This is a genomic window from Kribbella sp. NBC_00709 (assembly GCF_036226565.1).
Classification (GTDB): domain Bacteria; phylum Actinomycetota; class Actinomycetes; order Propionibacteriales; family Kribbellaceae; genus Kribbella.
Map to the genome: position 1 here is coordinate 3,079,983 of NZ_CP108996.1, position 26,955 is coordinate 3,106,937.

At 68.5% G+C, this 26,955-nt stretch carries 28 protein-coding genes; 19 read left to right on the plus strand and 9 right to left on the minus strand.

Translation table 11 applies throughout. From position 1 onward, the window contains the following. The first annotated feature begins 126 nt into the window (after positions 1–126). The 8 genes from OHA18_RS15145 to OHA18_RS15180 all read left to right on the plus strand — a co-directional run bounded on the left by OHA18_RS15145 (position 127) and on the right by OHA18_RS15180 (position 8,867). Complete coding sequence (locus OHA18_RS15145) at positions 127–2,763, plus strand: hypothetical protein (RefSeq protein WP_329004713.1); 2,637 nt, start codon at positions 127–129, stop codon at positions 2,761–2,763. Beyond that, positions 2,760–3,032 (plus strand): hypothetical protein, encoded by a 273-nt coding sequence (locus tag OHA18_RS15150; protein ID WP_329004714.1) that lies wholly within the window; start codon positions 2,760–2,762, stop codon positions 3,030–3,032. Before OHA18_RS15145 ends, OHA18_RS15150 begins: the two co-directional genes overlap by 4 nt. Continuing rightward, complete coding sequence (locus OHA18_RS15155; RefSeq protein WP_329004715.1) at positions 3,029–3,646, plus strand: N-acetylglucosamine kinase; 618 nt, start codon at positions 3,029–3,031, stop codon at positions 3,644–3,646. The genes OHA18_RS15150 and OHA18_RS15155 overlap by 4 nt, the downstream gene beginning before the upstream one ends. Next, positions 3,643–4,311 carry an N-acetylmannosamine-6-phosphate 2-epimerase gene (locus tag OHA18_RS15160; protein WP_329004716.1) on the plus strand — a complete coding sequence of 223 codons (669 nt, stop codon included), beginning with the start codon at positions 3,643–3,645 and terminating at the stop codon, positions 4,309–4,311. Before OHA18_RS15155 ends, OHA18_RS15160 begins: the two co-directional genes overlap by 4 nt. A gap of 112 nt (positions 4,312–4,423) precedes the next feature. Further along, the gene (gene ngcE, locus OHA18_RS15165) at positions 4,424–5,791 is read left to right on the plus strand and encodes an N-acetylglucosamine/diacetylchitobiose ABC transporter substrate-binding protein (RefSeq protein ID WP_329004717.1); all 1,368 of its coding nucleotides are present in this window, start codon (positions 4,424–4,426) and stop codon (positions 5,789–5,791) included. Next, the gene (locus OHA18_RS15170) at positions 5,791–6,681 is read left to right on the plus strand and encodes a carbohydrate ABC transporter permease (protein WP_329004718.1); all 891 of its coding nucleotides are present in this window, start codon (positions 5,791–5,793) and stop codon (positions 6,679–6,681) included. The genes ngcE and OHA18_RS15170 overlap by 1 nt, the downstream gene beginning before the upstream one ends. Before the next feature lie 9 nt (positions 6,682–6,690). Beyond that, positions 6,691–7,599 carry a carbohydrate ABC transporter permease gene (locus OHA18_RS15175; RefSeq protein WP_329004719.1) on the plus strand — a complete coding sequence of 303 codons (909 nt, stop codon included), beginning with the start codon at positions 6,691–6,693 and terminating at the stop codon, positions 7,597–7,599. Continuing rightward, a complete protein-coding gene (locus tag OHA18_RS15180; RefSeq protein ID WP_329004720.1) occupies positions 7,596–8,867 on the plus strand; it encodes a hypothetical protein in 1,272 nt (423 codons plus the stop codon). Before OHA18_RS15175 ends, OHA18_RS15180 begins: the two co-directional genes overlap by 4 nt. An 84-nt stretch (positions 8,868–8,951) precedes the next feature. Here OHA18_RS15180 and OHA18_RS15185 read toward each other — a convergent pair whose 3' ends face one another. Genes OHA18_RS15185 through OHA18_RS15195 form a run of 3 tightly spaced genes read right to left on the minus strand, consistent with a single transcriptional unit; the run spans position 8,952 to position 11,908 of the window. Then, positions 8,952–9,116 (minus strand): mycothiol transferase, encoded by a 165-nt coding sequence (locus OHA18_RS15185; RefSeq protein ID WP_329004721.1) that lies wholly within the window; start codon positions 9,114–9,116, stop codon positions 8,952–8,954. Between the two features lie 9 nt (positions 9,117–9,125). After that, positions 9,126–11,189, minus strand: coding sequence for a YhgE/Pip domain-containing protein (locus OHA18_RS15190; protein ID WP_329004722.1), 2,064 nt, complete (start codon positions 11,187–11,189; stop codon positions 9,126–9,128). Then, a complete protein-coding gene (locus tag OHA18_RS15195; RefSeq protein ID WP_329004723.1) occupies positions 11,186–11,908 on the minus strand; it encodes a hypothetical protein in 723 nt (240 codons plus the stop codon). The genes OHA18_RS15190 and OHA18_RS15195 overlap by 4 nt, the downstream gene beginning before the upstream one ends. A gap of 57 nt (positions 11,909–11,965) precedes the next feature. Here OHA18_RS15195 and OHA18_RS15200 point away from each other — a divergent pair, with 57 nt between their 5' ends. Then, positions 11,966–12,574, plus strand: coding sequence for a TetR/AcrR family transcriptional regulator (locus tag OHA18_RS15200; protein ID WP_329004724.1), 609 nt, complete (start codon positions 11,966–11,968; stop codon positions 12,572–12,574). A 3-nt stretch (positions 12,575–12,577) separates the two neighbouring features. Here OHA18_RS15200 and OHA18_RS15205 read toward each other — a convergent pair whose 3' ends face one another. Next, positions 12,578–13,429 carry an NAD(P)H-binding protein gene (locus OHA18_RS15205; protein ID WP_329004725.1) on the minus strand — a complete coding sequence of 284 codons (852 nt, stop codon included), beginning with the start codon at positions 13,427–13,429 and terminating at the stop codon, positions 12,578–12,580. 79 nt (positions 13,430–13,508) lie between these two features. On the opposite strand from OHA18_RS15205, the gene OHA18_RS15210 reads away from it, so the two are divergent. Beyond that, positions 13,509–14,051 carry a TetR/AcrR family transcriptional regulator gene (locus OHA18_RS15210; protein ID WP_329004726.1) on the plus strand — a complete coding sequence of 181 codons (543 nt, stop codon included), beginning with the start codon at positions 13,509–13,511 and terminating at the stop codon, positions 14,049–14,051. On the opposite strand, the gene OHA18_RS15215 is transcribed toward OHA18_RS15210, so the two are convergent. After that, positions 14,032–15,564 carry a molybdopterin-dependent oxidoreductase gene (locus OHA18_RS15215; protein WP_329004727.1) on the minus strand — a complete coding sequence of 511 codons (1,533 nt, stop codon included), beginning with the start codon at positions 15,562–15,564 and terminating at the stop codon, positions 14,032–14,034. The genes OHA18_RS15210 and OHA18_RS15215 overlap by 20 nt on opposite strands. 74 nt (positions 15,565–15,638) lie before the next feature. Next, positions 15,639–16,190, minus strand: coding sequence for a MarR family winged helix-turn-helix transcriptional regulator (locus tag OHA18_RS15220; protein WP_329004728.1), 552 nt, complete (start codon positions 16,188–16,190; stop codon positions 15,639–15,641). A gap of 183 nt (positions 16,191–16,373) precedes the next feature. Between OHA18_RS15220 and OHA18_RS15225 the strand changes: the two genes are divergently transcribed. From OHA18_RS15225 to OHA18_RS15250, 6 genes are all read left to right on the plus strand, one after another. Further along, positions 16,374–17,390 (plus strand): ABC transporter ATP-binding protein, encoded by a 1,017-nt coding sequence (locus OHA18_RS15225; RefSeq protein WP_329004729.1) that lies wholly within the window; start codon positions 16,374–16,376, stop codon positions 17,388–17,390. After that, positions 17,387–18,193, plus strand: coding sequence for an ABC transporter permease (locus OHA18_RS15230; RefSeq protein WP_329004730.1), 807 nt, complete (start codon positions 17,387–17,389; stop codon positions 18,191–18,193). Before OHA18_RS15225 ends, OHA18_RS15230 begins: the two co-directional genes overlap by 4 nt. Continuing rightward, complete coding sequence (locus OHA18_RS15235; protein ID WP_329004731.1) at positions 18,186–19,001, plus strand: ABC transporter permease; 816 nt, start codon at positions 18,186–18,188, stop codon at positions 18,999–19,001. Before OHA18_RS15230 ends, OHA18_RS15235 begins: the two co-directional genes overlap by 8 nt. A 95-nt stretch (positions 19,002–19,096) precedes the next feature. Beyond that, entirely contained in the window at positions 19,097–19,873 is a 777-nt protein-coding gene (locus tag OHA18_RS15240; RefSeq protein WP_329004732.1) for a hypothetical protein, read from the plus strand. Between the two features lie 11 nt (positions 19,874–19,884). Beyond that, the gene (locus tag OHA18_RS15245) at positions 19,885–21,174 is read left to right on the plus strand and encodes a hypothetical protein (protein ID WP_329004733.1); all 1,290 of its coding nucleotides are present in this window, start codon (positions 19,885–19,887) and stop codon (positions 21,172–21,174) included. 33 nt (positions 21,175–21,207) lie between these two features. Further along, entirely contained in the window at positions 21,208–21,975 is a 768-nt protein-coding gene (locus OHA18_RS15250; RefSeq protein ID WP_329004734.1) for a metallophosphoesterase family protein, read from the plus strand. An 81-nt stretch (positions 21,976–22,056) separates the two neighbouring features. Here the strand turns inward: OHA18_RS15250 and OHA18_RS15255 are convergent, their stop codons facing one another. Further along, entirely contained in the window at positions 22,057–22,701 is a 645-nt protein-coding gene (locus OHA18_RS15255) for a GNAT family N-acetyltransferase (RefSeq protein WP_329004735.1), read from the minus strand. Between the two features lie 56 nt (positions 22,702–22,757). Between OHA18_RS15255 and OHA18_RS15260 the strand changes: the two genes are divergently transcribed. Together OHA18_RS15260 and OHA18_RS15265 are read left to right on the plus strand one after the other, a co-directional pair. Continuing rightward, positions 22,758–23,684, plus strand: coding sequence for a hydroxymethylglutaryl-CoA lyase (locus tag OHA18_RS15260; RefSeq protein WP_329004737.1), 927 nt, complete (start codon positions 22,758–22,760; stop codon positions 23,682–23,684). 140 nt (positions 23,685–23,824) lie between these two features. Next, entirely contained in the window at positions 23,825–24,664 is an 840-nt protein-coding gene (locus tag OHA18_RS15265) for a helix-turn-helix transcriptional regulator (RefSeq protein ID WP_329004738.1), read from the plus strand. 1 nt (position 24,665) lies between these two features. On the opposite strand, the gene OHA18_RS15270 is transcribed toward OHA18_RS15265, so the two are convergent. Then, a complete protein-coding gene (locus OHA18_RS15270) occupies positions 24,666–25,361 on the minus strand; it encodes an EcsC family protein (protein WP_329004739.1) in 696 nt (231 codons plus the stop codon). A 208-nt stretch (positions 25,362–25,569) separates the two neighbouring features. Here OHA18_RS15270 and aat point away from each other — a divergent pair, with 208 nt between their 5' ends. Next, a complete protein-coding gene (gene aat, locus OHA18_RS15275; protein WP_329004740.1) occupies positions 25,570–26,235 on the plus strand; it encodes a leucyl/phenylalanyl-tRNA--protein transferase in 666 nt (221 codons plus the stop codon). On the opposite strand, the gene OHA18_RS15280 is transcribed toward aat, so the two are convergent. Then, complete coding sequence (locus OHA18_RS15280) at positions 26,228–26,914, minus strand: TetR/AcrR family transcriptional regulator (protein ID WP_329004741.1); 687 nt, start codon at positions 26,912–26,914, stop codon at positions 26,228–26,230. The two genes, aat and OHA18_RS15280, sit on opposite strands and share 8 nt — an antisense overlap. Between the last annotated feature and the right edge of the window lie 41 nt (positions 26,915–26,955).

Genomic DNA, 26,955 nt, shown 5'->3' on the forward strand with positions numbered 1-26,955 from the left:
ACAACGACCCTATGGGCAGTCGGCGCCGACCGCTCGGCAGTCGGACGGACCAGGTGTCGTCGAGCGCGGCCAAGTGGTCTACTCAAGGTCCTTTACCGGGCGCGATTCGTCGGCAACAGTGAACCGGTGCCTGCCTCGTCTGTCGCGCTGATCGGCCCACCGGGTCCGGCGGCCGCCTTCGCCGCCGCCCTCGACCAGGCAGTCCGGTACGAGGAGTTGCCCGCGGATCTCACGCCGTACCGTGCGGTGATCGTGCTCGCCGGGGAGTACCCGGAGCCGTCGCGGCTCGACACGACCCGGCTGGCGTCGTACGTGCGGGGTGGTGGGTCGGCGTACGTCGAGTTCGCGGTCGACGACGGGTTCTTGCCGGGTGGTGCGGTGCGGGATGCGCACATCGAGCGGATCTTCACGCGTGAGGCGCTGGCCGGGATGGAGCCGTTGAGCATCCTCGACGAGCACCTGTCCCGCGCGCAGGAGGTGATCGCGCCCGAGGGGTCGATCGAGTTGCTCACCTACGGGTCCGTCGCCGGCACCCACCGCGCAGTCTTCGGCCCGCCCGAGCACACGTATCCCGCGCTCCTCGACATTTCGGCCGGCGCCGGTCGGTTGCTCTACGCAACCACCGCCCTGAGTCACCACGTCCGCGGCCGCTACAAACCAGCCCGCCGCTGGCGCCGCCTGATTGAGCTGATAGTCGCCCATTTGACCGGCACCGAGGCCGCACCCGACGTCGAACTCTTCACCGAGCCAAGAGTCTGGGTCGCCTCTGGCGAACCGCTCACCCTCGTCGTCCGGTCAGCTTTCAAACCACCAACGGCAGACCTGGAGCTGATCGAGACAGCACCCGGTCGGTTCGAGTCCGGGCCGATGGTGCTTCCTAACGGAGAGCACACCTTCGTCGTCGGTGACCTCAGCACGACTGTCACCGTCGGACCCCGGGCCGAGCGGTACCGCAGGATGGTGGATCGGGGGATTGCCTGGTTCGACCGGGCGGGGATGTTCTACGACGCGCCCGACGGCTCGAAGGGTGTGGCCGAAGGGTTCTCGAACGAAGTCGGGTTCGACGGGAAGCTTCCGTTCCGCCCGGTGCCGCGGGGTGACTGCTCCACGCAGACCGCGCACGCGTTCCGGCTGTACGCCGACCTCGCCGACTACCCGCGCGGCCGGACGATCGCCGCCAACCTGATGCGCCTGGTCGTCGACGAGGAGCAGCTCACCGACCGCAACCCGCTGTACGGCGCGTTCGAACCACGCGGCGCCCGTACCGACCTGACCGCGACCAACAATCTCTTCGCGGACGACGGCGGCTGGATCGCGCTCTTCGCGCTGATCTCCGGCGAGACCGAGGCCGGCCTACGCGGCGTCGAATCCCTGATCCGGACTGCGAACACCGACCTGGGCCTCCAGGTCGACCCGTGGCGTACCCCGTCGACGCTGATGGTGAAGGGCTGGGACGAGTTCGGCCGCAGCCCGATCGAGGACGGCCTTGACCTCACCTCGCACTGGCAGAGCTCCGCCCTGTGCGCGTACCTCTATGCGTACGGCCTCACCGGCGAACCGTCGTACCTCGCGATCGCCGAACGCGGACTGGACCACATGGCGTCGCACCATCCGCGCGCCCGGTTGGAGACGAGCCGCACGTGCGAGGCCGGGCGGTTCCTGCTGCCGCTCGCGGGCGGGTACTTCTACACTCGCAAACCCCTTTATCTCCAGACGTTGCTGTCGCTCGCCGACTACCTGAAGAGCCGCCAGGGACCGGACGGCGGGTTCGCGGAGTGGGACGGGAAGTGTCCACCGAGCAACGAGGCGTACGGCGTCGACGAGGCGTCGATCTTCCAGGCGAACGGCGACCCGGTCACCGACCAGCTGTACGGCACTCCGTTCGCGGCGTGGGCGCTACCGATCGTCCACCAGATCACCGGCGAACCGGTCTTCGAGGAGCTGGCACAAGGCGTGCTCGACTACCTGAGCCGGATCCAGATCGACGATCCCGCCGACGAACAGCTGGACGGCGCATGGCAACGCGCCTTCGACTTCGACGCCTGGGAGTACTTCGGCTCGAACGCCGACCTCGGCTGGGGCCCCTACTGCGTCGAAACCGGCTGGTCGATAGCCCCAACCTTGATCGCGGCTATGCAGTACCTGCAAGCCAACGCTTTCTTCCCGGAACCTCGGGTCGACCTCCAACCTGTCGCGACCGTGCGGGCCGAGTTCGACTCGATTGTTCGCGGTGAGCCCGCCGTCCCCACCTTCCACCGCCGTGACGACGGGCGGATCATTCGGACCCAGGCCGGCGTTCGCGCCGTACTCGGCGACCTGCGCGCCGCCGGTGAACCCGTCTGGGCCCGCAACGACACCGCGAACTCCTACGAGATCTACGTGCGCGGGGCCGACAACCACCTGCATCACACCTACCTCGACGACCGCGTCGGCCAAGGCCGTTGGCGCCAACTCGGCGACCTCGAACTCGCCGACGACCCAGTCGTCGCGTTCAACCCCGGCGCCGACGCGATCGAGGTGTACGTCCTCGGCGCCGACCGCCGCATCCACCACTGCTCGATGATCGACGTACGCGGCGGTCACACCCCGTGGGAACCTGTAGGTACGCTGCACTTCACCGGCTCACCCGCCGTGATGTACGACGAGAAGCTCGGCACCGTCCGCCTGGTAGCGAACGACACCGCCGGCCAAGACCGCCGTACCCGCAAGGTGAACCGCTGGCACCTTCCCTGGCAAGACTATTCGCACTGGATTACAGCATGACCCGCATTGCTATTGATGGCGGTCAGTCCGCCCTTCGGCTTCGTGTTCTCCCGTCCGGCCGGATCGGGGAAGGACCTGGTTACATCCACGGACCGGATGCGCTCGGCAGGATGCTCGACGCGATCAGAGTCGCTGCGACCGAGGCCGAGCTGAGCGGCCCGGTCGAGATTGTTGCCCTGGGTCTCACTGGTATCCACAGGCCCCCGGTGCTGCTGACGCGTTCGCGGCGGACGTCGGTGAGCTGCTCGATGCCGACGAGGTCCGGTTGACCCAGGACATGGTCACGGCCCACGCGGGCGCGCTGCCCGAGGGGTACGGCGTGGTAGTTGCCGCTGGCACCGGTCTCGTGTGCCTCGCCGTCGACCGCGACGGCACCTGGCGCAAGCTCGACGGCCACGGGTACCTGTTCGGCGACGCGGGCAGCGCGTTCGCGATCGGCCGCGCCGGCCTCGTCGCCGTACAGCGCGCACGCGACGGCCGCGGCCCGGTCACCAAGCTCGCGGACACCGCGCTCGACCCGGTCACGCTCTACCGCTCCTCGACCCTGGTCGACGACGTGGCCCGGTTCGCCCCCGAAGTACTGCGTTGTGCCGCCGAGGGTGATCCGGTCGCGCATGATCTCGTCGTCCGCGCAGCCGGGGACATCGCCGAAACGATCGGCGCCGCGGTCGCTCAACTGGCCGGCGAGGGGCCTGTCCCGGTTGCCTGCGTCGGCGGCCTGTTCAACGGTGCCGGCGAGCAACTGCTGACGCCGGTCCGCGACGCCCTCCCGCTGCGCGCCCAACTCACGCCTCCGGCCGGCAACTCACTCGACGGCGCCGAACGCCTCGCCACCGGACCGACCGGGACGTACGCCGACCTGATTGTGATGCACCGGCGATGAGAAACCTTGCCCCCGGCACCCTCGTGGTGTCCTGCCAGGCAGGCCCCGAGAATCCCATCCACGGACCGGCCGCGATGGCGTTGATGGCGCAGGCCGCCGAGGCAGGCGGCGCCGGTGCGATCCGCGCGAACGGGCCGGCCGACATCGCCGCGATCCGCGCCGTGACCGACCTGCCGATCATCGGCCTGCACAAACTCGGCGATCCGGCCGGCGTCTTCATCACCCCGACGTACGAGGCCGCAGCCGGTGTCGTCGCGGCCGGAGCGGACCTGGTCGCGCTCGACGCGACCCTCCGGCCGCGGCCCGACGGACAACGCGTTGCCCAGCAGATCGCCCGGATCCACCACGACCTCGGCGTACCCGTGCTGGCCGATGTGGACAGCCTCGACGCCGGCCTCGCGGCCCGGGAAGCGGGCGCCGACCTGGTCGCGACGACCCTGTCGGGCTATACCAATGGCCATCCGCCGACCGGACCTGACGTCGAACTGGTCAGGCAGCTCGCCGCAAAGCTGGACTGCCCGATCGTTGCCGAAGGCAGGATCCGTACGCCGGAAGACGTCCGTACCGTGTGCGATGCGGGCGCGTACGCCGTCGTGGTCGGTCACGCGATCACCAATCCGATGGACATCACCGCCCGGCTGGTCGGCGCGATTCCGGCCGCATAGACCCGGACCAGTGGTCTAGTCCATCTTGTCGACCGAGGTCGAATCCTCTTCCGTGCAGGTGCCGGCCGGGCGTATCCATGACGCAGTCACCGCCCGGAGAGGACTCGTCATCATGATCGAGGTCGACCGCCGTACCCTGCTCCGCGCCGCCCTGGCCGGCTCCGCCGTCGCCACGCTCGCCTCCTGTGCGAAGCCGGTCGCCGACAAGACCGCAGCGGCGTCCGGGAGCTCGGTGGACGGCAGCAAGCCGCTGGAGTTCTTCAACTTCGACGGCGGCTACGGCAAGGAATGGACCACCATGCCGCTGGACCTGTACCGCAAGGAGTTCCCGAGCGCGGACGTGAAGCTGACCAGCGGACAGCAACTCCAGCAGCAACTGCAGCCGCGCTTCATCCAGGGCAACCCGCCCGACCTGATCGAGAACGTCGGCCTCGACGGCGCCACGCTGGCCGCCCAGAAGCAGGTCATGGACATCGGCGCGCTGCTCGACATGGAGTCGTACGACCAGCCCGGCGTCAAGGTCCGCGACACCCTGCTCCCGGGAGTCGCCGAGGCCGGCCGGTACGACGGCGTGAAGTACGAGATGCCGTACGTGTTCGGCGTCGGCGGGATCTGGTACAGCAAGCCGATGCTGGACAAGCACGGCTGGACGTACCCGAAGCACTGGGACGAGATGCTCGCGCTCTGCGCCGAGATCAGGAAGACGACCGACATCGCGCCGTGGACGTACCAGGGCAAGTTCCCGGGGTACCTGACCAGTCCGATGCTGATGACGGCGTACAAGGCGGCCGGGCCGGACCTGAAGAAGAAGATCGACAACCTCGAGCCCGACGCGTGGCGCGACCCCGCCCTGATCGCGGCCGCCGAGGGCTACCAGGAGCTGGCCGCGAAGGGCTACCTGCTGGAGGGCTCGCAGGCGTTGTCGCACACCCAGTCGCAGACGTACTGGGTGCAGGGCAAGGCCGTCTTCATCCCCTGCGGCGGCTGGCTGGAGAACGAGCTCGGCGACATCGCGCCGAAGGACCTCGGGATGACGATGGTCCCGGTGCCGGGCATGTCTGCTGCCGACAAGGCCCCGTTCGAGGCCGTCACCGGCGGGCCTGGCGGCGCGCTGATCGTGCCGGCCAAGGCGAAGAACCCGCAGGGCGGGCTCGAACTGCTGCGGATCATCGTGTCGAAGAAGTGCATGCAGAACTTCACCAAGGTGACCAAGTCGCTGACCGTCGTGAAGGGCGCGAGCGACGGGGTCGAGCTGTCCTCGGCGAACAAGTCCATGCAGGCCGTGATCGAGGCCGCCGGGACGAACATGTTCTCCGACTGGTCGTTCCGGCTCTGGTACAAGAAGCTGCTGGACAACTCCGACAAGGCGATGGCCGCGCTGATGAACCGCGAGGTCACGCCGGACGGGTGGAGCAAACAGATGCAGAAGTACGCCGACGAGACCGCGAAGGACCCGTCGATCAAGAAGTTCCACGCCTGATGCACCACGGCAAGTACCGGTTCGTCGTCAGCCTGCTGGCGGTCCCGCTCCTGGTGTACGCCGTGTTCGTGGTGTCGCCGTACGTGCAGGCGTTCCCGATCGCGTTCACGAACTGGGAAGGGCTGTCGGCGGAGTACCACTACATCGGGTTCGGGAACTTCGTCACGCTGTTCCACGACTCGGTGTTCTGGGTGGCCTTGCGGCACAACCTGTTCCTGCTGGTGTCGCTGCCGATCATCATCGTCACGTTGTCGCTGTTCTTCTCCACCGCGTTGAACTACCAGGGCGGCGTACCGGGGGCGCGGATCTACAAGGTCGTGTACTTCTTCCCCGGCGTCCTGTCGATCGCGATCGTCGGCGTGCTGTGGCAGTTCGTCTTCGAGCCGCGGAACGGATTGCTGAACGGATTCCTGCGGGCGGTCGGGCTGGACGGGCTGGCGCGGCTGTGGCTCGGCGACGGCCGGACGGCGCTGGGCTCGATCATGGCCGTGGTGGTGTGGGGCGGCGTCGGGTTCTACGTCGTACTGTTCACGGCGGCGATGGCCGCGATCCCGCGGGAGCTGTACGAGGCGGCGCTGCTCGACGGGGCGGGCGCGTTCCAGTCGTTCTGGCGGGTGACGCTGCCGTTGATCTGGAACACGGTGCAGACCGCGCTCGCGTTCCTCGTGATCGGGGCGCTCGACATGTTCGCGCTGGTGAAGATCCTGTCGGTCGGGCCGGGCGGTCCGGACGACGCGACGCAGGTCATCTCGCTGTACATGTACACGAACGCGTTCACGTACGGGAAGTTCGGGTACGCCTCCGCGATCGGAGTGACGCTCTTCGGAATCAACATGATCCTGACCCTGCTGACCTTCCGCCTGACCCGCCGCGAGCGGGTCGAGTACTGAGGAGGCCTGGTGGCGCTTCTGACCTCTCCGTCCCGGACGTCGCCGACGCCCGCGGCCGACCCGCCCCGTCGTGCTCCTGCAGGCGGTGAGATCGGCGCGCGGGTGCTCGGCGGGGTGTCGCAGGGGTTCCTGCTGGTGTGGGGCGCGATGGTGCTGTTCCCGCTGCTGTGGGCGGTGCTCAGCTCGTTCAAGTCCGACCAGGACATCTTCACGAGTCCGTGGAGCCTGCCGTCGCACTGGCAATGGGACAACTTCTCCCGGGCGTGGAACGAGTCACACATCGGCACGTACTTCTTCAACAGCGTGATCGTGGTGTGCGGTGGCGTCGTACTGACGTTGCTGCTGTCGTCGGCGGTCGCGTACGTGCTGGCACGGTTCGAGTTCCCCGGGTCACGGGTCCTGTACTACGTGTTCGTGGCGGGGATGGTGTTTCCGGGGTTCCTGGCCCTGGTGCCGTTGTTCTTCGTGGTGCAGAACCTCGGGTTGATGAACTCGTACCTCGGGCTGATCCTGGTGTACGCCGCGCACGGGATGTCGTTCTCGGTGTTCTTCCTGACGGCTTTTTTCAGGACGCAGTCGAAGGAGCTGGCCGAGGCCGCGCTTGTCGATGGGTGTACTCATTGGGGTGTGCTGTTCCGGATCATGCTGCCGCTGGCGAGGCCTGGGCTGGTCAGTATCGGGATCTTCCAGTTCCTCGGGATGTGGAACGAGTACCTGCTGCCGCTGGTGCTGAACACCGACGAGAAGCGGTACCTGGTTACCCAAGGCTTGGCTAACCTCGCGGTGACCCAGGGGTACCACAGCGACTTCTCAGGCTTGTTTGCTGGACTGACCATCTCCATAATTCCGGTGTTGGCCGTTTATCTCGGCTTCCATCGTCAGATCAGTGCCGGTATGACAGCTGGAGCCTTGAAATGACCGAACTCCTCCTGGCCGCGACGTCCCTGGACGTCACCCCGCCGCCCGGCCACCGGCTCGACGGGTACGCCGCACGCCTGGGCGTCGCCACCGGTACGGCGGACCCGCTGCAGGCGACCCTGATCTGGCTGTCGACCGCGGACGACCCTGGTGTGTTGTGGCTCACGCTCGACGCGATCGCGGTCGGCTCGGAGCTGTCCCGGGAGCTCGCGGAGGCCGCCGGCGCGGCAGCCGGCATACAGTCCTCGCACGTCGTCGTTTCCGCCTCGCACACCCACTCGGGCCCGTCGGGCTGGACCGGTGAGATCCACCCCGTCATCCCGGCCGAGCGAGAGTGCTCCCTGGCTGCTTCGCTGGTCGGCGCGGTGCGGGCCGCTCGGCTCGAGCGGCAGCCGGTGACCGCCTCGTGGCGTTCGGTCGAGGTGATCGGCGTCGGCACCAACCGCCACCGCCGCAACGGCCCGCACGACAACACGGCCGGCATCCTGGCGCTGCACTCGCCGTCCGGTGCGCTCGAGGCGGTGCTGTTCGACTTCGCCTGCCACCCGACGACGTACGGCCCCGAGAACATGCAGTACTCCGCCGACTGGCCCGGCGCCACCCGCGCCGCACTGGCCCCCGCCGTCGTCGGCTTCCTCCAGGGTGCCGCCGGCGACGTCAGCCCCCGCTTCACCCGGCAGGGCCGCGGCGCCGCCGAAGTCACCCGGTTGGGCAGTCTGCTGGCCACCCGCGTCCGCGAGGCACTGGCATCCCCCGGCCTCGAACTACCCCAGTCGGCGCCCGCGATCCGCCGTACGACGCTGACCCTCCCCGTCCGCAACATCCCGCCCGCCGACGAATCCGAAAAACTCGCCAACGCCGTCGAGAAGGTCGTCACTGCCGCCGAAACCCGCGGAACCGCCGCCTCCGGCGTCGAGGACCCCTCCGGCCGCATCTCCCAAACCCGCCTGGACGGCGCCCGCGGCCAAGCCCTGATGGCGACCGCAACCCTCCCGCCGACGCTTCACCTCCCCATCAGCGCCGTCACCATGGGCGACGTCTGCTGGATCAACCTCCCGGTAGAACTCTTCGCCGTCCACGGCGCCTGCCTCCAGTCCGACAGCACCCACCCCATCACCCGGGTCATCGGGTATACGGACGGCTACTACGGCTACGTAGTTGACCCCTCCGCCGCCGAAGCCGGCACCTACGAAGCCCTAATAACCTTCTTCGACCAACCCACCACCAACTCCCTCCTCACCACCACCGCAGCCTTCGTCAACAGCTAGACGTACTGCGATCAGCCCGCGATGCGCGCTGATCGCGTGGGCGGCCGGCGACGATGTGGTGGAACCAGTTGCGTTCGACTCCGGTCAGGTGTTGACCAGGCCGATCGGCGTGGTCGCCGAGGGCACCAGTCGGCGTCGTGCGTCTGCTTCGGACAGGCCGCGGAGTTTGTCCACGGCGACCTCCCGATGCGAGTCCAGGAAGGCCTCCAGGGGCTCGCGTTCTCCCGCCGTACGCGTCGAATCCTCCACGTGAGGACGCTATAGCACCAGTTCCGGTTGGAGCTTCTTGGCCGGCCAGACGCGCTGCTGGCGGGCGGCGAGGGTCGACGCTGCCAGCGCGACGGCGAACCAGGCGCCCAGCGCGAGCAGGTCCCGGCCGAGCGACGTGCCAGGGCCGCCGTACATGAGATGACGGACGCCGTCGATGGCGTAGCTCATCGGGAGGGCGTGGTGGAAGAAGTACAACGGCGCAGGGATGGTCTGCCAGGGGAACGTCCCGCCGGCGCTGACCAGCTGGACGACCATCAGGACCAGTCCGAGGAACTTGCCGACGGCACCGAACCACGCCGACAGCGCATGCAGGATGGCGACGAAGGTGAACGACGTCAGGATCAGGAACCCGACTGTCAGCCAGGGATGCGCGGCGTGGATGCCGAGCCCGAGGACCACTGCAACGAACACCAACGTGGCCTGGATCGCGCCGAAGAGGGCCGGAGGCAACCAACCGCCGAGGGCTACGCGGAACGGCGACTGCAAGGCAGCGAGCGCCCGCGGTGACAACGGTCGGACCAGCAGGAACAGTACGTACGCGCCGATCCAGCACGCCAGACTGAGGAAGAACGGGGCCAGGCCGGCGCCGTAGCTGTCCGCCGTGGCCTGCGAGACGTTCTGCAGCGTAACGGGTGCCCCGAGGGTCTCGGCGACCGCCTTGCGCTGGTCGGCGGACGGATTAGGGATCTGCTTGACGCCGTTCGCCAGTCCGGTGTTCAGCTGCGTCGCACCGGTCTTCAGTTGGCCCACTCCGGTGGCAAGGCTGTTCACGCCGGTCAGCAGCTGTCCCTGGCCGGCAACTGCCTGCTTCTCACCCGCTGCGAGCTGCTGAGCGCCGGTCTGCAAGCTACCGAGCCCAGTCTTGAGCTGCCCGGCGCCAGTGTGCAGCTGGTCCGCACCACTGGCTGCCGCACTGATCCCACTCGTCAGCGCCGGTGTCGCGTCCGCCAGTGCAGCCGCACCGTTGGACACCTTCCGAGCCCCGACGGCGAGCTGGTTGAGCTGCTTGGACGTCGACTGGATTTTCGTGTTCGCACGTACGACGGGACCGCGCAGCTTCGCCGTCTCCAGCAGCACCTCGCGGATCTGGTGTTGGCTGAAGCCCTGCGCCTTCAACCGAGCAGCCAGGTCGGCGTCAAAGGTCTTCAGGTCCTTGACCAATGTGCCGGATGCGGTCGCGACCTGCCGCCCCGCGACGGCGATCTTCTCGTTGCCATCAGCAACTTGATCCGCGCCGGCAGCCAAGGTCTTCGTCTGCTTCGGCAGCGTGGCCGTCTTCCGCTGCAACGTGCCCAGACCGCTGTCCAGCTTCGACGCGCCGCTGGCCAGTGACGTCGCGCCCTGCGACGCCTTGGTAGCGCCGGTCGCCAGCTGAGTCGCGCCGGCCGACAGCTGCTTCTGCGCAGTGTTGAGCTGAGTGGCACCGGTCTGCAGCTTCCCGACCCCGGTCGCCGCCGACGTCAGCCCGCTCTGCAACTGCGCAGCACCAGCTGCCGCGGAGCTCACCTGCTTGTGGATGGTGTTGTACCCAGCCAGCAGCTGCGAGGCCGCAGTCTCACTCACCTCTGACGCAACCGTCTTGGTCACCTGTGCAACAACCTGGTTGGCGATCGTGTGCGCGATGTAGTTGTTTGCGTCATTGGTCAGCAATTCCAGCTGCGCCTGGCGGGGCGTGAACTCCGCACTCGACGCGAGATCGGACGAGAACGACTTCGGCAGCACCAGTGCGAACTCGTACTTCCCGTCCGACACACCAGAGGTCGCGTCCGCACGGTCCACCTGATGCCAGTCGAAGCTCTTGGACTTCACCAGCTCCGAAGCGACTTCCGGTCCGACGTTGAGCTTCTCCCCGGTCGCCAGCGTCGTACCCGCGTCCTCGACGACAACTGCGGTCGGGATCTTGTTCAGCCGGCCGTACGGATCGTGGTTCGCGTACAGGTACAGGCCGCCGTACAGCACCGGCACCAGCAGCAACGCGACGACGGCCAGCTTGGGCAGCCGACCGGCCGTCAGGCGACGCAACTCACTCAAGGCCATCCGCAGCGCGGTCACGCCTCTGTCTCCTCTACAAGGTCTTCTTCTGCAGCGTCTTCTTCATCGATCGGGGTGACGGGCTCCACCGGCGCCACCGGAGCGACCTGCACCGGGTCGGGCTGGTCTGTCTCGCCCAGCTGCGCCGCCTTGACGTCCAGCAGCCGCGCGGACGCGTCAGCGCAGGTGATGATCACGCCGTACCCCTGCGCCGCCAGATCGCACCCCAGCCCGTACCAACCGTGCGGATCACCACCATGTCGGTCCGGCATGGTCAGAATGACCACCTGTACGTCGGGACGCGCCACCGTTAGCTCCGCGAGCAGTCTGGTCCGTACTGCGACCGGCAGGTGCTCGAACCGCTTGCCGGCATGCTCTGCGGCGTCATGCTCGTCCAGCCACTGCAGAACGGCATTCCGACCCGCCTTGCGGCCGGCGATCGCCAGCTCCTCGCCCACAACCGTCTGGACCGGCAGAGCGTCGTCCGGCTCGGTAATGCCCGGTGCGTCGACCACTGCGACCCGTCGCCGCAGCAGGGCCGGGTCAGCCCGACCATCGAGCCGCACCGTGCCGCTGTCCGGCTTGAGCCGCCCGGACAGTCCCAGGGCCGCGGCCACGTGCCCAGCGCCCGGATACCCAGTCAGCAGCACCACCTGATGATCCGCGACCGACACCGACGTGGCGTGCAGCATCGTCGCGTGCGGACCCTGCACGCTGATCCTGGTGGCCTCGAGCTCCATCCTGCGTCCCCGTTTCAATACGGTTGTGTATTCAATACAGAACTGTATCCTACTCGTATGGAAACGCCCAAGCGCCGCCGCTCCAACACCCGGGCCCGCCTGCTCGAAGGAGCGCTGGAGGTGTTCGCCGAGCGTGGGTTCCACGGCGCCTCGGTCGAGGACATCTGCGAGCGCGCCGGCTTCACCCGCGGGGCCTTCTACTCGAACTTCGGATCCAAGGACGAGTTGGTGCTGGCGCTGTTCCAGGCCACGACCGACCGGCTTCTGGAGCAGATCGAGGCGCTACTGCCCGAGCTGGCCAGTCAGCCCGGCACGCTTCTCGACGCCGTGCTGGGCTTGCTGGACGAGACCGCGCCGGACCAGCGGCAGTGGCATCTGATCTCCACCGAGTTCACGCTGCACGCGCTGCGCGACCCGGAGGCGGCGCGGGCGCTCAACACGCAACGAGCGATGTTCCGCGACAGCCTGACGAAGCTGGTCGACCAGATCGCCGAGACCAGTGGCCTGACCCTGAGCGTCCCGGCCGAACAGTTCGTCCGCCTGGTCATCGCCGTCCACGAAGGCGCCCGCTCCCAGAGCCTCCTGGAGCCCCGCAAGGTCCCCGCGGGCCAGTTGGAACACACCTTCCTGCCGATGGTCCTCGACGCCGTGACCCGCCGGACCTGACGGTCAGGCCGGAAAGCGATCCACCCGCAGCCGTACGGCGTCCACACCCGACGTCGCCGGCCGTCCGAGCAGGTCGCCGAGCGTGGAGGTCGGCGTACCGGCCCAAGCGCCACGGAAGTCCGCGTAGAGCGCGGCGAGCTGCCTGGCCACCGCCTCCGGCAGACCGAAGTTCGTGACGACCCAGGCGACGAACTCGTCGTCATCGACCGCACGGAACGGTATGCCGGCGATCGCAGCGAGCTCGTCCCATCCGATCGCATCCGGCCCGGTCAGCTCCAGCACGGCACCGTCGAGGCTTGGGTTCACCAACGCCGCCGCTGCAGCGGCGGCGAGATCGGCGGGCGTCGAGGGGGTGATCGTCGCGTCCTTCGCCGGTGCGACCAGTTCGCCCTGCTGCCGGCCCCAGACCACGTCCCGGGCGACGGCGTCGCCGAGGCCGACAGCCATCCGCAAGATCGTCCACGCGGGCCCGGCTGCCTTCACGGTCGCTTCGAGCTCGCCGTAGTCCTGCACGGTCGGCATCGTCGCCCGTTCCAGGTCGGACCAGCTCGTCAGGACGATACGTCGTACCCCGGCTTCCGCCGCCGCACCGATCGCGGCTGTCACGCGGGCCAGGCGCCGGGACGGATCGGCGCCGAAGAACGTGGCGTTGACGAGCACCGTCTCGATATCGGCGAGTGCCGCCCGCAACGTCGCCGGATCGTCGAAGTCGCCGGGCCGGTACTCAACGCCGGCCGCACCTGGCTTCCCCGGGTCGCGCACCGTCGCGACGACAGGCTGGTCGGTCAGGGTCTGCAACTGCGCGACAACGGCCGAGCCGAACTCGCCGTGGCCGCCCGTGACTGCGAAGGTCATGTGGGTCTCCTAGAATTAAGCGGGGCGCTCGCCCCGGTAAATATACGGGGCGCTCGCCCCGTTTAGCTAGGAGGAGTTCGTGAGCCCACGTGCCGACGCGGTTCGCAACCGCGCCCGCATCCTCACGGCGGCTCGGGAGGCGTTCGCTCGGGACGGCGTGGACGTGCCGCTCGACGCGATCGCAGAACAGGCCGGCGTCGGTGCGGGGACGGTGCACCGGCACTTCCCGACCAAGCAGGCGCTCGTCGGTGCGGTGATCGCGGACCGGCTCGACCAACTGGCCGATCGCGCGACCCAGCTCGGCGACGACGCCGAGGGCTTCTTCGCCTACCTCCGTGAGCTGGTCGACTCCGGCCGGGACAACCTCGCGTTGTCCGCCGCACTCGACGGCAGTCTCGGGACCGACGGCGCCGCCTCGGCCGAGCGGCTGTCCGGTGCATTCCAGACGCTGCTCGTCGCGGCTCAGCAGTCTGGAGCAGTACGGCGTGACGTCACCGCTGCCGACGTCCATGCGATCCTCGCCGGCGTCCTCGCCACCGAGGAACGGCTCCCGCCGGACCGGCGCGGTCTCGGACTGGAGGTGGCGATCGCGGGACTCCGGGCTAGCCGACCTTCACATTGACGGTGTGTAGGCCGGTCGAGCCGTTCGGGGCGGGGGGTGCGGAGGACTCGATCTGGGCGTTGCCCTTGTCGTCGGTCGCCCGTACCTGCAGGACATGTGTGCCGCGCGGCGCGTCCCAGGTCCAGTGCCACTGCCGCCAGGTGTCGATCGACGCGTCCGTCGCCAGCGTCGCCTGTTGCCATGGGCCACCATCGACGCGGACCTCGACCTTCGAGACCCCGACGTGCTGGTCCCACGCGACTCCGGCCACCGTGACCGGGCCCGGGTCGAGCTTCTTCCCGCCGGGTACGTCGATCCGGGACGACAACTTGATCGGTCCGAGCTCCGACCACCCGCGCGGCGTCCAGTACCCCTCGAACTGGTCGAACCGCGTCACCTCGATGTCCACCAGCCACTTCGTCGCCGACACGTAGCCGTACAGCCCGGGTACGACGATGCGCACCGGGAACCCGTGCTCGACCGGCAACGGCTGCCCGTTCATCGCGAACGCGAGCATCGCCTGCCGATCGTCGAGCAACGTCGGCAGCGGCGTACCGGCAGTGAACCCGTCCTTCGACTTCGACTGGATCGCGTCCGCATCCTTGGCAGGACCCGCCTCCTCGAGCAGGTCCTTCAGCAGTACGCCGGACCACAGCGCGTTCCCGATCAGGTCACCGCCGACCTCGTTGCTGACACAGGTCAGCGTCACCCACTTGTGCACGACCTGGCGCTTCATCAGGTCGTCGAACGTCAGCGTCAGCTCGCGGTCGACCATGCCGTGGATGCGCAGCGTCCAGTCGGCGGGCACGATCTGCGGCACCGAGAGCGCGGTGTCGATGCGATAGAAGTCCTCGTTCGGCGTGGCCCACGGTACGGCGCCGTCGGCCTGGACCCCGGCCGGCGGGTTGAGGGAGGGCGGCTGCGGAACCTGGAGCTGCTTGCGGGCGTCGGCGACCGCGGCCCGGTTCCCGCCGACGACCTTGCCGAGCAAGGCGAACGCGGCGGAGCCGAGCGCGACCCCGCCCGAGAGCTGCAGGAACCCGCGGCGGCTGACGCCGTCGTCGGGATGGTCCAGGAGCGGTTCGAGGCGCCGGCTGAACAGGCGCAGGATGATCAGCGCGCTGACGCCGGCCAGCGCCGACGGGAGGAATCCGGTCTGCCCGGAGTCCGCGCGGGTCAGGGCCGCGGCGATCGCCACGGCGCTCAGCCCGATCGTGACCAGGGCGCCGGCCCAGAACCGCCGTACGGCGAGAATCCCGCCGATCGCGGCCAGGGCCGCCACGACGATCAGGATGCCGACCCGGAGCGCGGTCTTGTCGTGGGTGCCGAACCAGGAGATCGCGAGGTCCTTCAGCCACGGCGGCGTCCGGTCGATGAACGCCGATCCGATCGCCACCACGGGCGTCTGCGGCGTACCGAGGAATCCGGCCGCCACGCTGCCGACCGCGAGACCCGCGAGGGCCGCGAGTATGCCGCCAACGGCTCCGCGCCACCTGGTTCCGCCGGGGGCCTTGGGGTCAGCTTGTTGCTTCACTTCTCAACCATTGCGCGACGAAGCGCCCGGCACCAGCCGGGCGCTTCATTCGTTAGTCGCGGGTAATGCTTGTCTCAGATTCGGTCAGGGGTGATGGGGCCGAGCCCTGGACGGCCGTTCGGCCAGCGACGGGCGTTGTCCCGGACCCGGCGCAGCTTACCGAGGACCAGGTCCCGATCGTCGGCCAACTGGGACATCCAGAGGCTGTCGATCTCGAGCAGGTGGTCCGGCAGTGCTTCGCGCAACCGCCGCTTCCCCTCCTCGGTCAGGACGGCGAACGAGCCGCGGGCATCGTCGGGACAGGGCTCCCGGCGAACCAGGCCGAGGTTCTCGGCTCGGTCAACCAGCCGGGTGATGCCGCCGGTGGTGACGGTCAACTCCCGGGCAAGGGAGGTCAAACGCTGTTTCTCGCCGTGGCTGCGGGCAAGCCGCAGCAACAGTTCGAACATTGCCATTTGCAGTCCACTGCGCTTCAGAGAATGGCGCATCAGGTGATCCAGCTCGGCTGCAGCTTCTCGCAGCAGGCCGTAGGCCGTCAGCACGTCGCTTTCCCAGGGTTCGGCGGCGCGAGTGGGTTCTGCATCGGCGAGCGCTAGGGGCGAGCAAAGCGAAGGCGCGATGGTCATGCGCGGACTCTATTAGCTGACTAGGTCACTTCGCTACACGGGGTGACCTTTCGGCTACAGATCGACCCGCAATCGCAAGCGCCTCGAGCGTAACGGACCAATTGGTCTAGTGCGGAGTTTTTGACCTGCGGCAGGCGTGGATCGGTGAGAGGATAACCGTTCCGCTCGCTGGGGAGGGTGCGTATGCCGGCTATCCAAGCGGCCGATCTGGTCAAGGAATTCAGCCGGCCCGCAGTGCTCCCCGGGCGGTTGCCGCGGCTGCGCGCACTGTTCAGCGCCAAGCGCGAGATCACCCGGGCCGTGAACGGGGTGAACTTCGAGGTCGAGCCGGGTGAGCTCGTCGGGTACCTCGGGCCGAACGGCGCCGGCAAGTCGACCACGATCAAGATGCTCACCGGGATCCTCACCCCGACGTCCGGCGTCTGCCGGGTGGCGGGACTGGAGCCGTCCCACGATCGCGCCCGCAACGCCCGCAACATCGGCGTGGTGTTCGGTCAGCGCACCCAGCTCTGGTACGACCTTCCGTTGCGCGACTCGTTCGAAGTACTGGCGGATCTCTACGACCTGGACCGTTCGGCGTACCGTCAGCGCATCGGGCTCTTCACCGAGCTGTTGGACCTGTCGGACTTCCTCGACACCCCGGTCCGCTCGTTGTCGCTGGGCCAGCGGATGCGCGGCGACCTGGTCGCGGCGATGCTGCACGAGCCGTCGATCCTGTTCCTCGACGAGCCGACCGTCGGGCTGGACGTGGTCGCGAAGGCCCGGCTGACCGAGTTCATCGCGGAGACCAATCGGGCCGACGGTACGACGGTCGTCCTGACCACCCACGACATGGACGACGTCGAGCGGCTCTGCCGGCGCATCATCGTGATCGACTCCGGCACGGTCCTGTACGACGGTGACCTGTCGCGGCTGAAGGAACGCTTCATGCCGTACCGCTTCCTGGTGCTGACGCTGGCCGAGCGGAGCATCCGTGGGGTCACGAACATGCCGTACGCAACCGAGGTCGAGACCAGTGCGGTCGGTGCGGTCCTGCCGTACCCGGACCGCAGCGTCGTACTGCGTTTCGACCCGCGGGAGATCACCACGCCGGAGCTGATCGCCCGGGCGTCGCAGGCGTACCAGGTCGACGAGTTGTCGATCGTGGACCCGCGGCTGACCGACGTGATCGCCCAGTTGTACGACGGTCTGCTGACGTGACTGCGGCGCAGCAGGTCCGCGCATTCCGCGGTATGACGCGCGCCGGGACCCGATCCGTCCTGATCTACCGTGGTGACCTGCTGACCGGTGCGGTGACGCTGGTGATCCAGGTCGTGCTCGCGATCGCCGTCTGGCGGATCGTGTACTCCGGACGCGGACCGGTGAACGGTGTCGACGGTAGGACCGCAGTCGCCTACGCGGCGATCGCTGCATGCCTGCAGTCGGCGCTGCTGCCCTGGCAGTTCTCGTCGCTGCCGATGCGGATCCGGACGGGGCAGATCGCGACCGACCTGACCCGGCCGCTCGGCCTGATGTGGCAGGCCCTGGGACAGAACCTCGGCGTACTGCTCGCCCGGTTGCCGTTGGGTGCGATCGGTCTCGCGGCCGCCGGGATCCTCGGGGCGTTGATGCTGCCGCCAGGCTCAGGGGAGCTCCTGCTCGCGGTGATCGCGACCGTGGCCGGGGCGATGATCGCGATGTTGTGCAACCTGATCGTGTCGATGGTGGCGTTCTGGACGCTCGAGATCAGCGGGCCGCTGATCGTCTACCGGTTCGGCAGCTCGTTCCTGTCCGGATCGCTGATCCCGTTGTGGTTCATGCCGGGGTGGCTGCGCGCGTCGATCGAGTGGTTGCCGTTCCAGGGGCAGGTCTACACGCCGGTGTCGATCTACCTCGGCCAGACCCGCGGGGGCATGGCCGTTGCGCTGGTGGGTGTGCAGTTGGCCTGGCTGGTCGTGCTCACCCTGCTCCTGCAGGCAGTCTGGCAGCGCGCTCGGCACAAGGTGGTGGTTCAGGGTGGCTGACCACGTGCCGTCCTGGTTCCGCCAGTACGTGATTCTCGAACGTGCCGCGCTCCGCGCGCAGTTGCAGTACCGCGTGAACTTCTGGACCACGTTGATGGGAGGCGTGGCGTATCAGGGCACGCAACTGCTGTTCCTCGGCGTGCTGCTGTCGAAGTTCGGTGTCATCGCGGGGTGGGGCTTTCCGGAGATCGCGTTCGTGTTCTCGATGCGGCTGGCTTCCCATGCGTTGTACGTCGTACCGTTCGGCTCGCTGATGATGACCGACTTCATCGTTCGCGAGGGTGACTTCGATCGGTACCTGCTGCGTCCGGTCAGCCCGTTCCTGCAGCTGCTCACGCGCGAATTCCGGCTGATGTCGCTCGGCGACGGAGTCCTGGGGATCGGCGCGTTGATCATCTTCGGCCTGCACGCGCCGGTGGACTGGACGGCGCCGAAACTCGGCTACCTGATCGTCGCCGTCATCGGCGGCAGTCTGGTCGAGACCGGCATCCAGACCTTCTTCTGCGGCCTGTCCTTCCTGGCCACGTCGACCTTCTCGCTGCGTATCTTCGCCGACGACTCGATCACCCGGTTCTCCGGCTACCCGCTGACGATGTTCGGACGGGGCGTCTTCTACGGCTTCTGCACCGCGTTCCCGATGGCGTTCATCGCGTTCCTCCCCGCGACGGTCCTCCTCGGCCGTACTTCCGACGTACCTCTCCCGACCTGGCTCACCTTCGCCTCGCCCGTCGTCGGCCTCGCCGTTTTCGCCCTCGGCTACGCCTTCTTCATCCGCATGCTCCCGACGTACACCAGCCCCGGCACCTGACCTCCCGAAGGGCCTGTGGATAACTTCCGCGGCGGTCGGTCGATTTTTGGCAGCCTTGATCCGTGAGGTTTTCGGCCGACGGATCGGGGAGCCAGATGAGCAGGGATACGGGTGAACAGTCACCGTTCGGCCGCGGCTTCGTCGCGGCGTGCATCGTGATCGGCGCGGTGCTGGTCTGCGGCGCGGTGTTGCTGATCGGAGACCTGACGTCCTCCGAGACTGCCGCGGTGCCGGGCCAGGCTCAGCAGCAAGCCGCCGTGCAGGCCGAGCCCGGTGGCGCAGAGCCCGCCGCGCCCGCGACACCGGTCAACCTGCCGAGTGCTGGACGCCCTGACAGTGGCTGCAACCGCGCGGCCGGCGACCAAGCGATTCCGCAGCAGCCACCGGCAGTCGACGGCTGGGAGGTGACCAGCCGGATCGTCGTACCGCGATCATCGGTATACGGCCCGGCGAAGACCGACGCTGACGGCTTCCGCCGGTGCTTCGCCCACTCGCCGACCGGTGCGGTGTACGCCGCCTACAGCGCGTATGCCGCGATGGCCGACCAGGACAAGGTGGTCGCCACGGCCCGCAAGCTGATGGTGCCCGGCCCCGAGACGGACGCGCTGATCCGCGAACTGCAGGCCGACAAGTCGACGAGTGGCTACACCGTGCCGCAAGTCGCCGGGTACCACGTCATCGACGCCGGACCGGATCGCGTCAGCCTGATGCTCGCCACCTCGGTCGACGCGGCGTACATGAGCATCACGCTGACGCTCGTCTGGCACGACGGCGACTGGCGCCTGCAACCACCGGCGGCAGGCGAGCCGGTCGGCGCGCCGTTCGCCCAGCACCGTGACCTGTCCGACTTCGTTGCCTGGAGTGGTGTCTGATGTGCGGAAAAATGGACCTCGGTTGTTACATCCGGGACGGCTTCCAGTCGATCACGACGAGCGCCATGGACGAGCTTCGGCAGCAGGTCAACCAGGGCGCATTGCGCACCCTGGACGCGATGACCTTCTGGCTGAAGCCCAACACCCCGGCTGTGGCTCAGCAGCACGGCGAGAGCTGGACCAACACCGGCACGGTCCAGTTTCTCCAGGACAGCTTGCTGGGCGTCACTGCCGCCGTGTTCGCCGTCGCGATCCTGATCGCCGGCATGCGGATCGCCTGGGAGCAGCGCGCCCGGCCGCTGCAGGAATTGCTCAAGGCGATCCTGACCTTCGTGGTCGTGGCGGCGGCAGGCACTGCCACGATGCAGTTGCTGTCGTCGTGGGCGGACCAGTTCTCGGTCGCCGTCGTCCATCAAGTGGGCAAGGACATGACGCTGGCCACCGCGTTCGGGGGCTCGGTGAACGGCAACGGCCAAGCACAGGACCTCGTCGCCAGCAGCATGCCGGCGCTGCTGTCCATCACGACCGGCCTGGGGGTGATCCTCGCCTCGTTGATCCAGATCGTCCTGATGCTGGTCCGGTCGGCCCTGCTGGTGCTCCTCGCGGGGAGCTTCCCGTTGGCCGCGGCCGCGACCAACACCGAGATCGGGCGCAGCTGGTTCAAGAAGTTCTGCGGCTGGTCCTTGGCGTTCATCGCCTACAAGCCGGCCGCGGCGCTGGTCTACGCGGCGGCCATGAGGATCTCCCACGACCCCGCCATGAGCGTGAGCGACGGCGTGGTGCGGGCAATGATGGGGATGATGATGCTGTTGCTCGCGATCTTCGCGTTGCCGGCCCTCCTGCGCTTCATGGTGCCGGTCACCGCGGCCGTGGCGGGCGGCAGCGCCGCGATGGGCAGTTCGGTCGCGGACCCCGGCGGCATGGCGACCGGTGCGGTCAATGTCGGCAGCTCCGGCGCAGGGTTCGGCGGCGGATCCGGTCGTGGGGCCGGAAGCTCGGCCGGTGGCGCAGGAGGTGGCGCATCCGGTGCGCAGACGGTTGGTGCGAAGGCTGCCGGCGCGGCGGCCGGCCCGGCCGGCATCGGCCTCGCTGTCGCCCGGAAGACCGCGGGCGGGCTGGCCGGAGCGGCGTCGCATTCGGCCGGCGAGTCCGGTGGCGGTGCGATCACCCCACCATCGGCCTCCGGTCCGATGGCCGGCCGCTCCGGCTCCCGCTCCTCGCGCTCCGGCGGGGGCAGCAGCTCGACCTCGGCCGCGGAGCAGCGCGTCCCCGAGCCGGTCGGCCCCTCCGGCAACTGGTGATCCGCGGACCCGCACGGGTGAAAGCATTCAGCCATGGACCGGATTGCCCTGATTTCTGATGTGCACGGGAACTTGACGGCGTTGGAGGCGGTGCTGGCAGATATTCGGGAGCGGGGGATCACGCGGATCTTCAACCTCGGCGATTACGTCGGGAAGGGGCCGCGAGGGCAGGCAGTCGTGGATCGGTGTCGCGAGGTGTGCGAGGTGAACATCCTCGGGAACTGGGACGACTCCCTGCCCGATCCCGAGCGCGTCGAGGACCGCGAAGGGATGCGATGGTGGAAGAACGAGCTGCGCGAGGATCAGTGGGCCTGGCTGCGTGCGCTTCCGTTCTGCCACGACTTCTTGCTGAGCGGGCGGCAGGTGCGGTTGTTCCATGCCTCGTCGACGAGCGTGCATCATCGGATCAACTTCGATCACGACGAAGCGCAGTACCGCAGCTTCTTCGAGAACACGCCGGCCACCGGGGACGGGCCGGTGCCGTCGGTGGTCGGGTACGGCGACATCCACGACGCGTTCCTCGAGGAGGACCGTGGACGGACCTTGTTCAACGTCGGCTCGGTCGGCAACAGCCTCGGCGACCCGACACCGGTCTACGTGATCCTCGAAGGTGTCATCGACTCAGCGGAGCCGGCGCCGTTGTCGATCCAGTTCGTCCGGGTGCCGTACGACGCCGAGGCCGAGCTGGCTGTCGCACGGGAGCTCGGCATGCCGGAGCTCGACGGGTACGAGTCCGAGATCATCCACGGGGTGTACCGGACCGACTTCTACAACGGCACCGAGTTCGGCTACCACCGCTGAGCGGCGGCTGTCCCCAGGGTTTTCCACAGCTGTGCATTGGGTGCCGTCAGCAACAAAATCTGCTGCGTGTTCATCTGCCGCTCACTTGACCAGCAGGGCCTCGGACCCGACCGGCTTGTAGCCGGCCGCCAGGAAGGCGCGGAGCGAGGCGGCGTTGCCGGGAGTGATCTGCGCCCAGATCGACGTGTCCGGCGGGATCAAGGCGCGGGCGGCGCGCGCGAGCCGGCGGCCGAGCCCTTGGCCACGGACGTCGTCGGGTAGCTCGATGGCACACTCCAGGCGCCCCGCGAGGCCACGGCCGATGATGACGACGGAGCCGTGGTGGTCGCCGTACACCTCGACGTCGGCCCGGTACTCGAGCGCCCGCTCGACCCGGGGATGGTCGTGGCCGGTGCGGACCGTCAGGCCCTCGATCGCGGCGGCGCGCTTGGTGGGGTCGGTGATCGCGGGGGCGAGCAGCATCGCGTCGTTCGAGCTGACGTGGCGGCCGGTCCGCTCCGCCAGCGCGGTCAGGAACGGCGGGTTGGTCGGCGCGGCCAGATCGTCTGCCGGCAGTTGCTCGGCGACCCATTCCGGGCTGACGTCCGCGGCGATGACGATGTGGCCGGTGAACGCGACCACTGCGGACTCACGCTCCGACGGCGCCGGGACGACGCTGACGCCGAGGTCCAGGGCCGGGAAGGCGCCGTTTTCGACGCCGCGCAGAATGTCAGCAAGAGTTCTCATCACGAGCATTGTCGCGGAGATCCCGTGTCACGCTCAGACCCCACGGAGGCAGCACGATGCGGGAACCGCAGTTGGTGAAGGCCGAGGGATTGCCGGACCGGGTCACGATCTACGAGGTCGGGCCGCGGGACGGGCTGCAGAACGAGTCGGCGATCGTCGATGTCGCGGTCAAGGCCGAGTTCATCCGGCGGCTGCTGGACGCGGGCCTGACAACGGTCGAGACGACGAGTTTCGTGCACCCGAAATGGGTCCCACAGCTGGCCGACGCCGCCGAACTGCTCGACCGGCTCGAGCTGCCGGACGGCGTGCGCGCCCCGGTGCTGGTCCCGAACGAGCGCGGCCTCGACCGCGCGTTGGCGGCCGGCGTCCGTGAGATCGCGATCTTCGCGAGCGCGACCGAGACGTTCGCGGCGAAGAACCTCAACTCCACGCTCGACGACCAGTTCGCGATGTTCACCCCGACGATCCAGCGCGCGCTGGCCGAAGGCCTGTCGGTGCGTGGGTACGTGTCGATGTGTTACGGCGACCCCTGGGAAGGCGACGTACCGCTCGACCAGGTCGTCAAGGTCGGCGCCCGCCTGGTCGACCTCGGCTGCCACGAACTCTCCCTCGGCGACACGATCGGCGTCGCGACACCGGGCCAGGTCACCGCACTCATTGCCTCCTTCGCCGCCGCTGGGGTCGGAGTGGACAAGCTCGCCGTCCATTTCCACGACACCTACGGTCAGGCGCTGGCCAACACCGTCACCGCGCTCCGCGAGGGCGTCGCCACGGTCGACAGCTCGGCCGGCGGTCTCGGCGGCTGCCCGTACGCCGAAAGCGCCACCGGCAACCTCGCCACCGAAGATCTCCTCTGGCAGCTCGATGGCCTGGGCATCCACACCGGCGTCGACCTGGAGAGGCTGGTCGAAACCAGCACCTGGATGGCCGAACAGCTCGGCAAGCCGTCCCCGAGTCGAGTGGTGCAGGCCCTGGCGGGCTGACGCCTCGCCCTGCCCTTCCCGAGCCTCGCCCCCTGCCCTTTCCGCTTCAAGTCTATCGACGTTCCCGTCCGCCCAGCCGAAGTTGTCCACAGGCAGCTCGCGCGGTGCAAACTGTCGGTGGCGAGTGTCAGGGTGGTGGGGTGAGTGCGCAGCGGGCTGAGCTTGGGGAGTTTTTGAAGGCGCGGCGGGCGCGGGTGGCTCCTGAGGATGTGGGGTTGCCCGGCGGCGGGCGTCGGCGTACGCCCGGTTTGCGGCGGGAGGAGTTGGCGCAGCTCGCGGGTGTCGGCGTGACTTGGTACACGTGGCTCGAGCAGGGGCGGCCGATCAACGCCAGCGGGCAAGTGCTGGACGCGGTCGCGACCACGCTCCAGCTGAGCCCGGTCGAGCGCGAACACCTGTACCGGCTGGCCGAGGCGACCCCGATGCGTCTGCCACGTACGACGGATTGCGCGAGCGAGGCCGTCTTCGTCGAGATCGTGGAGGCCCTCGACCCGCTGCCGGCGGTGATCACCAACACCCGGTTCGACATCGTCCGGGCGAACCGTGCGTACAACGATCTGTTCCACGACTGGCACCAGCTGCCCTGCATCCACAAGAACCTGCTCTGGTGCATCATCACCGAGCCGGCCGCCCGCGCCCAGCTGCTCAACTACGACACCGAGGTGCCGTACATCGTCGGTCGCCTGCGCTCGGCGTACGCCGAACACATCGGCGACCCGGACTGGGAGACCGACCTCGACCGCCTGCGCGCGATCAGCCCCGAGTTCGCGCAACTGTGGTCCCGCCACGAGGTCGCCGCCTGTACGCCGCGAGTGCGCCAGATCGTCAACCCGACCGTCGGCGAACTGCGCTTCACCGTCACCGAGCTGGCGATCCCCGCCCACCAGGACCTGGTCCTGTTCGTCGAAACGCCCGCCGACGAAAACACCCGCGCCAAACTCCCGCTCACCCGTCGTGAGCGGGCCGACCAATCAGCTTGAGTCAGGGCTCGATCGGTCGCCGGATCCGCCGGATCAGGCTCTTGTCCGCGAACTGACCGACCCGGTACGTCGACCAGCCGTCCACGCCGGCGCCGACCGCACCGCCGAGCAGCGGGATCCGGCGGGTGATGGTGAGCGCCATCTTCTTGCCGCTGATGCGGGCGATCAGCTCGGCGACGACCTCGTTCGAGACGTGCCGGTCCAGCTCCGGGTCGAACACCGGGGCGGTCGCGATCGCGATCGGCGACGTCGGCAGACTCGACTTCTTCAGCCGGTCGGCGACGCCTTCCTCACCGAGCAGACAGGTGATGACCGCGGTCCGGACGCGTGGATCGTCGAGGTCGTAGCCGCGCAGGTGTGCGATCGCGGCCACCATCCGGGCCTGGACGATCGCGAGGCCGGTGAGGTTCGCCGGCAGGGAGACCGGGAGCGTGACGAGACCGCCGAGACCGGTGGCGAACCCCTGCACGCCGGCGAGCCGGATGTGCTGGTCGATCACCGCTTCGATCGCGAGCTGCGGGTCACCGCCGCACCGCTCGAGCTTGTTGTCCGCGATCCGCTCCGCGCCCGGGAACCGCTGGTACCCATCGATCGCGATCTCGAGGATCTGGCGCAACACTCCGCCCGCGGCGGTCGGGGCCAGCCGCTGGGCGGCGGGCGCGAGACTGCTGGCGACGAACCTGGCTACTCCGGCCACGGGTGCTCCTTCCCGACCGGCCCCACGCGGAAGACCCGGACGTGCTTCAACTGTACGTGCCTCCCCGATCCTCGCCACTCGGGAGAAACCCTTGGTGTCCCCTAGGTGGACGTGCCTGCAGGCACAAGTGCCCGTTCCGCCCCGGATCGACGCGTGTTGGGCGGGTTCTGCCCGCATGCAGGTCCACTTCATGGGTCAGGATGGTCCTGTGCCAGTCGAACCTGTCCCGTCCCAGTGGGAGTTCCCGCCGGTCGGGGTGGCCGGGGAGAGCGATGTGGTCGCGGGCGGTGCGGACCTGGCGCCGGGGACCGTGCTGGCGGCGTACCGGCGGGGGCTGTTCCCGATGCCGGACCACCGCGGCTCGGTGCTGTGGTGGTCGCCGGTCGATCGTGGCGTGATCGATGTCGCCGGCTACGACCCGTCGCGGTCGTTGCGGCGGGCCCGGGCGAAGTTCGAGATCCGGGTGAACACCGCGTTCGACCAGGTCATCCGTGCCTGTGCGGATCCGCGCCGGCCGGGGTCGTGGATCGACCGCGAGATCATCGCGTCGTACACCGAGCTGCACCGGCTCGGCTGGGTGCACTCGGTCGAGGCCTGGGACGGCGACGAGCTGGCCGGCGGGCTGTACGGCGTGGCGATCGGCGGGCTGTTCGCGGGCGAGTCGATGTTCCACCACAAGACCGACGGCTCGAAGGCGGCCGTCGCGGGGGCGATCGAGCTGCTGAACGACGAGTACGCTGCGGAACGGGTCTTCGACATCCAATGGGTGACCGATCATCTGGCCACCCTCGGCGCGGTGTCGATCCCGCGGGAGACCTATGTACGCCGAGTCGCGCGAGCCCTCGACGTACCGATGCCGAAGGCGTTCACCTAAGCCCTACGAACGCAGCCATCTCACGCGACGTCGACTCGAAGAACTCGTCGGCCGGATCCATCGAACCGACGAGCTGGCCGAACAACTCGAAGCTGATCATGCCGAAGAGTTGCGTCCACGTGATCATCGTTCGCAACAGCACCGCCGGTGGCACCTCGGGCGCCAACGTCACCAGGACCTCGATCTGCTGCGCCAGCAGGCCGGAGGGTTCCGGTGCATCGACCGGCGGCGCCAGCTGCCCCGACACCTGAGCCCGCTGCAACAGCCCGAGCAGCAGCAGCGGAACCCGGATCGCCGGCTCCACCGTCGTCTGGGGCGCCTTGTAACCGCTGATCGGGGAGCCGTAGATCAGCGCGTACTCGTGCGGATGAGCGCGGGCCCAGTCCCGTACGGCGGCGTAGATCGCGACCCACTCCGCGAGCAGGTCGTCCCCGCCGGCTGCGCTCTCCGCCGCCGTACCGAGCGCGTCGTACGCGTCGATGATCAGCGCGGTGAGCAGGTCGTCGCGGCTCGGGAAGTACCGGTACAGCGCCGACGAGACCATGCCGAGCTCGCGGGAGACCGCGCGCAGCGACAGCGCCTCCGCCCCGACGGTCGCGAGCTGCCGGCGAGCGGCGCCCTTGATCTCCTCGGTCAGCTCGGCCCGGGCACGTTCACGGGCAGTACGTCCGGCGTTCATGCAGCCAGTGTGCCACAGAATCGAGAGCAGTGCTCTTGACA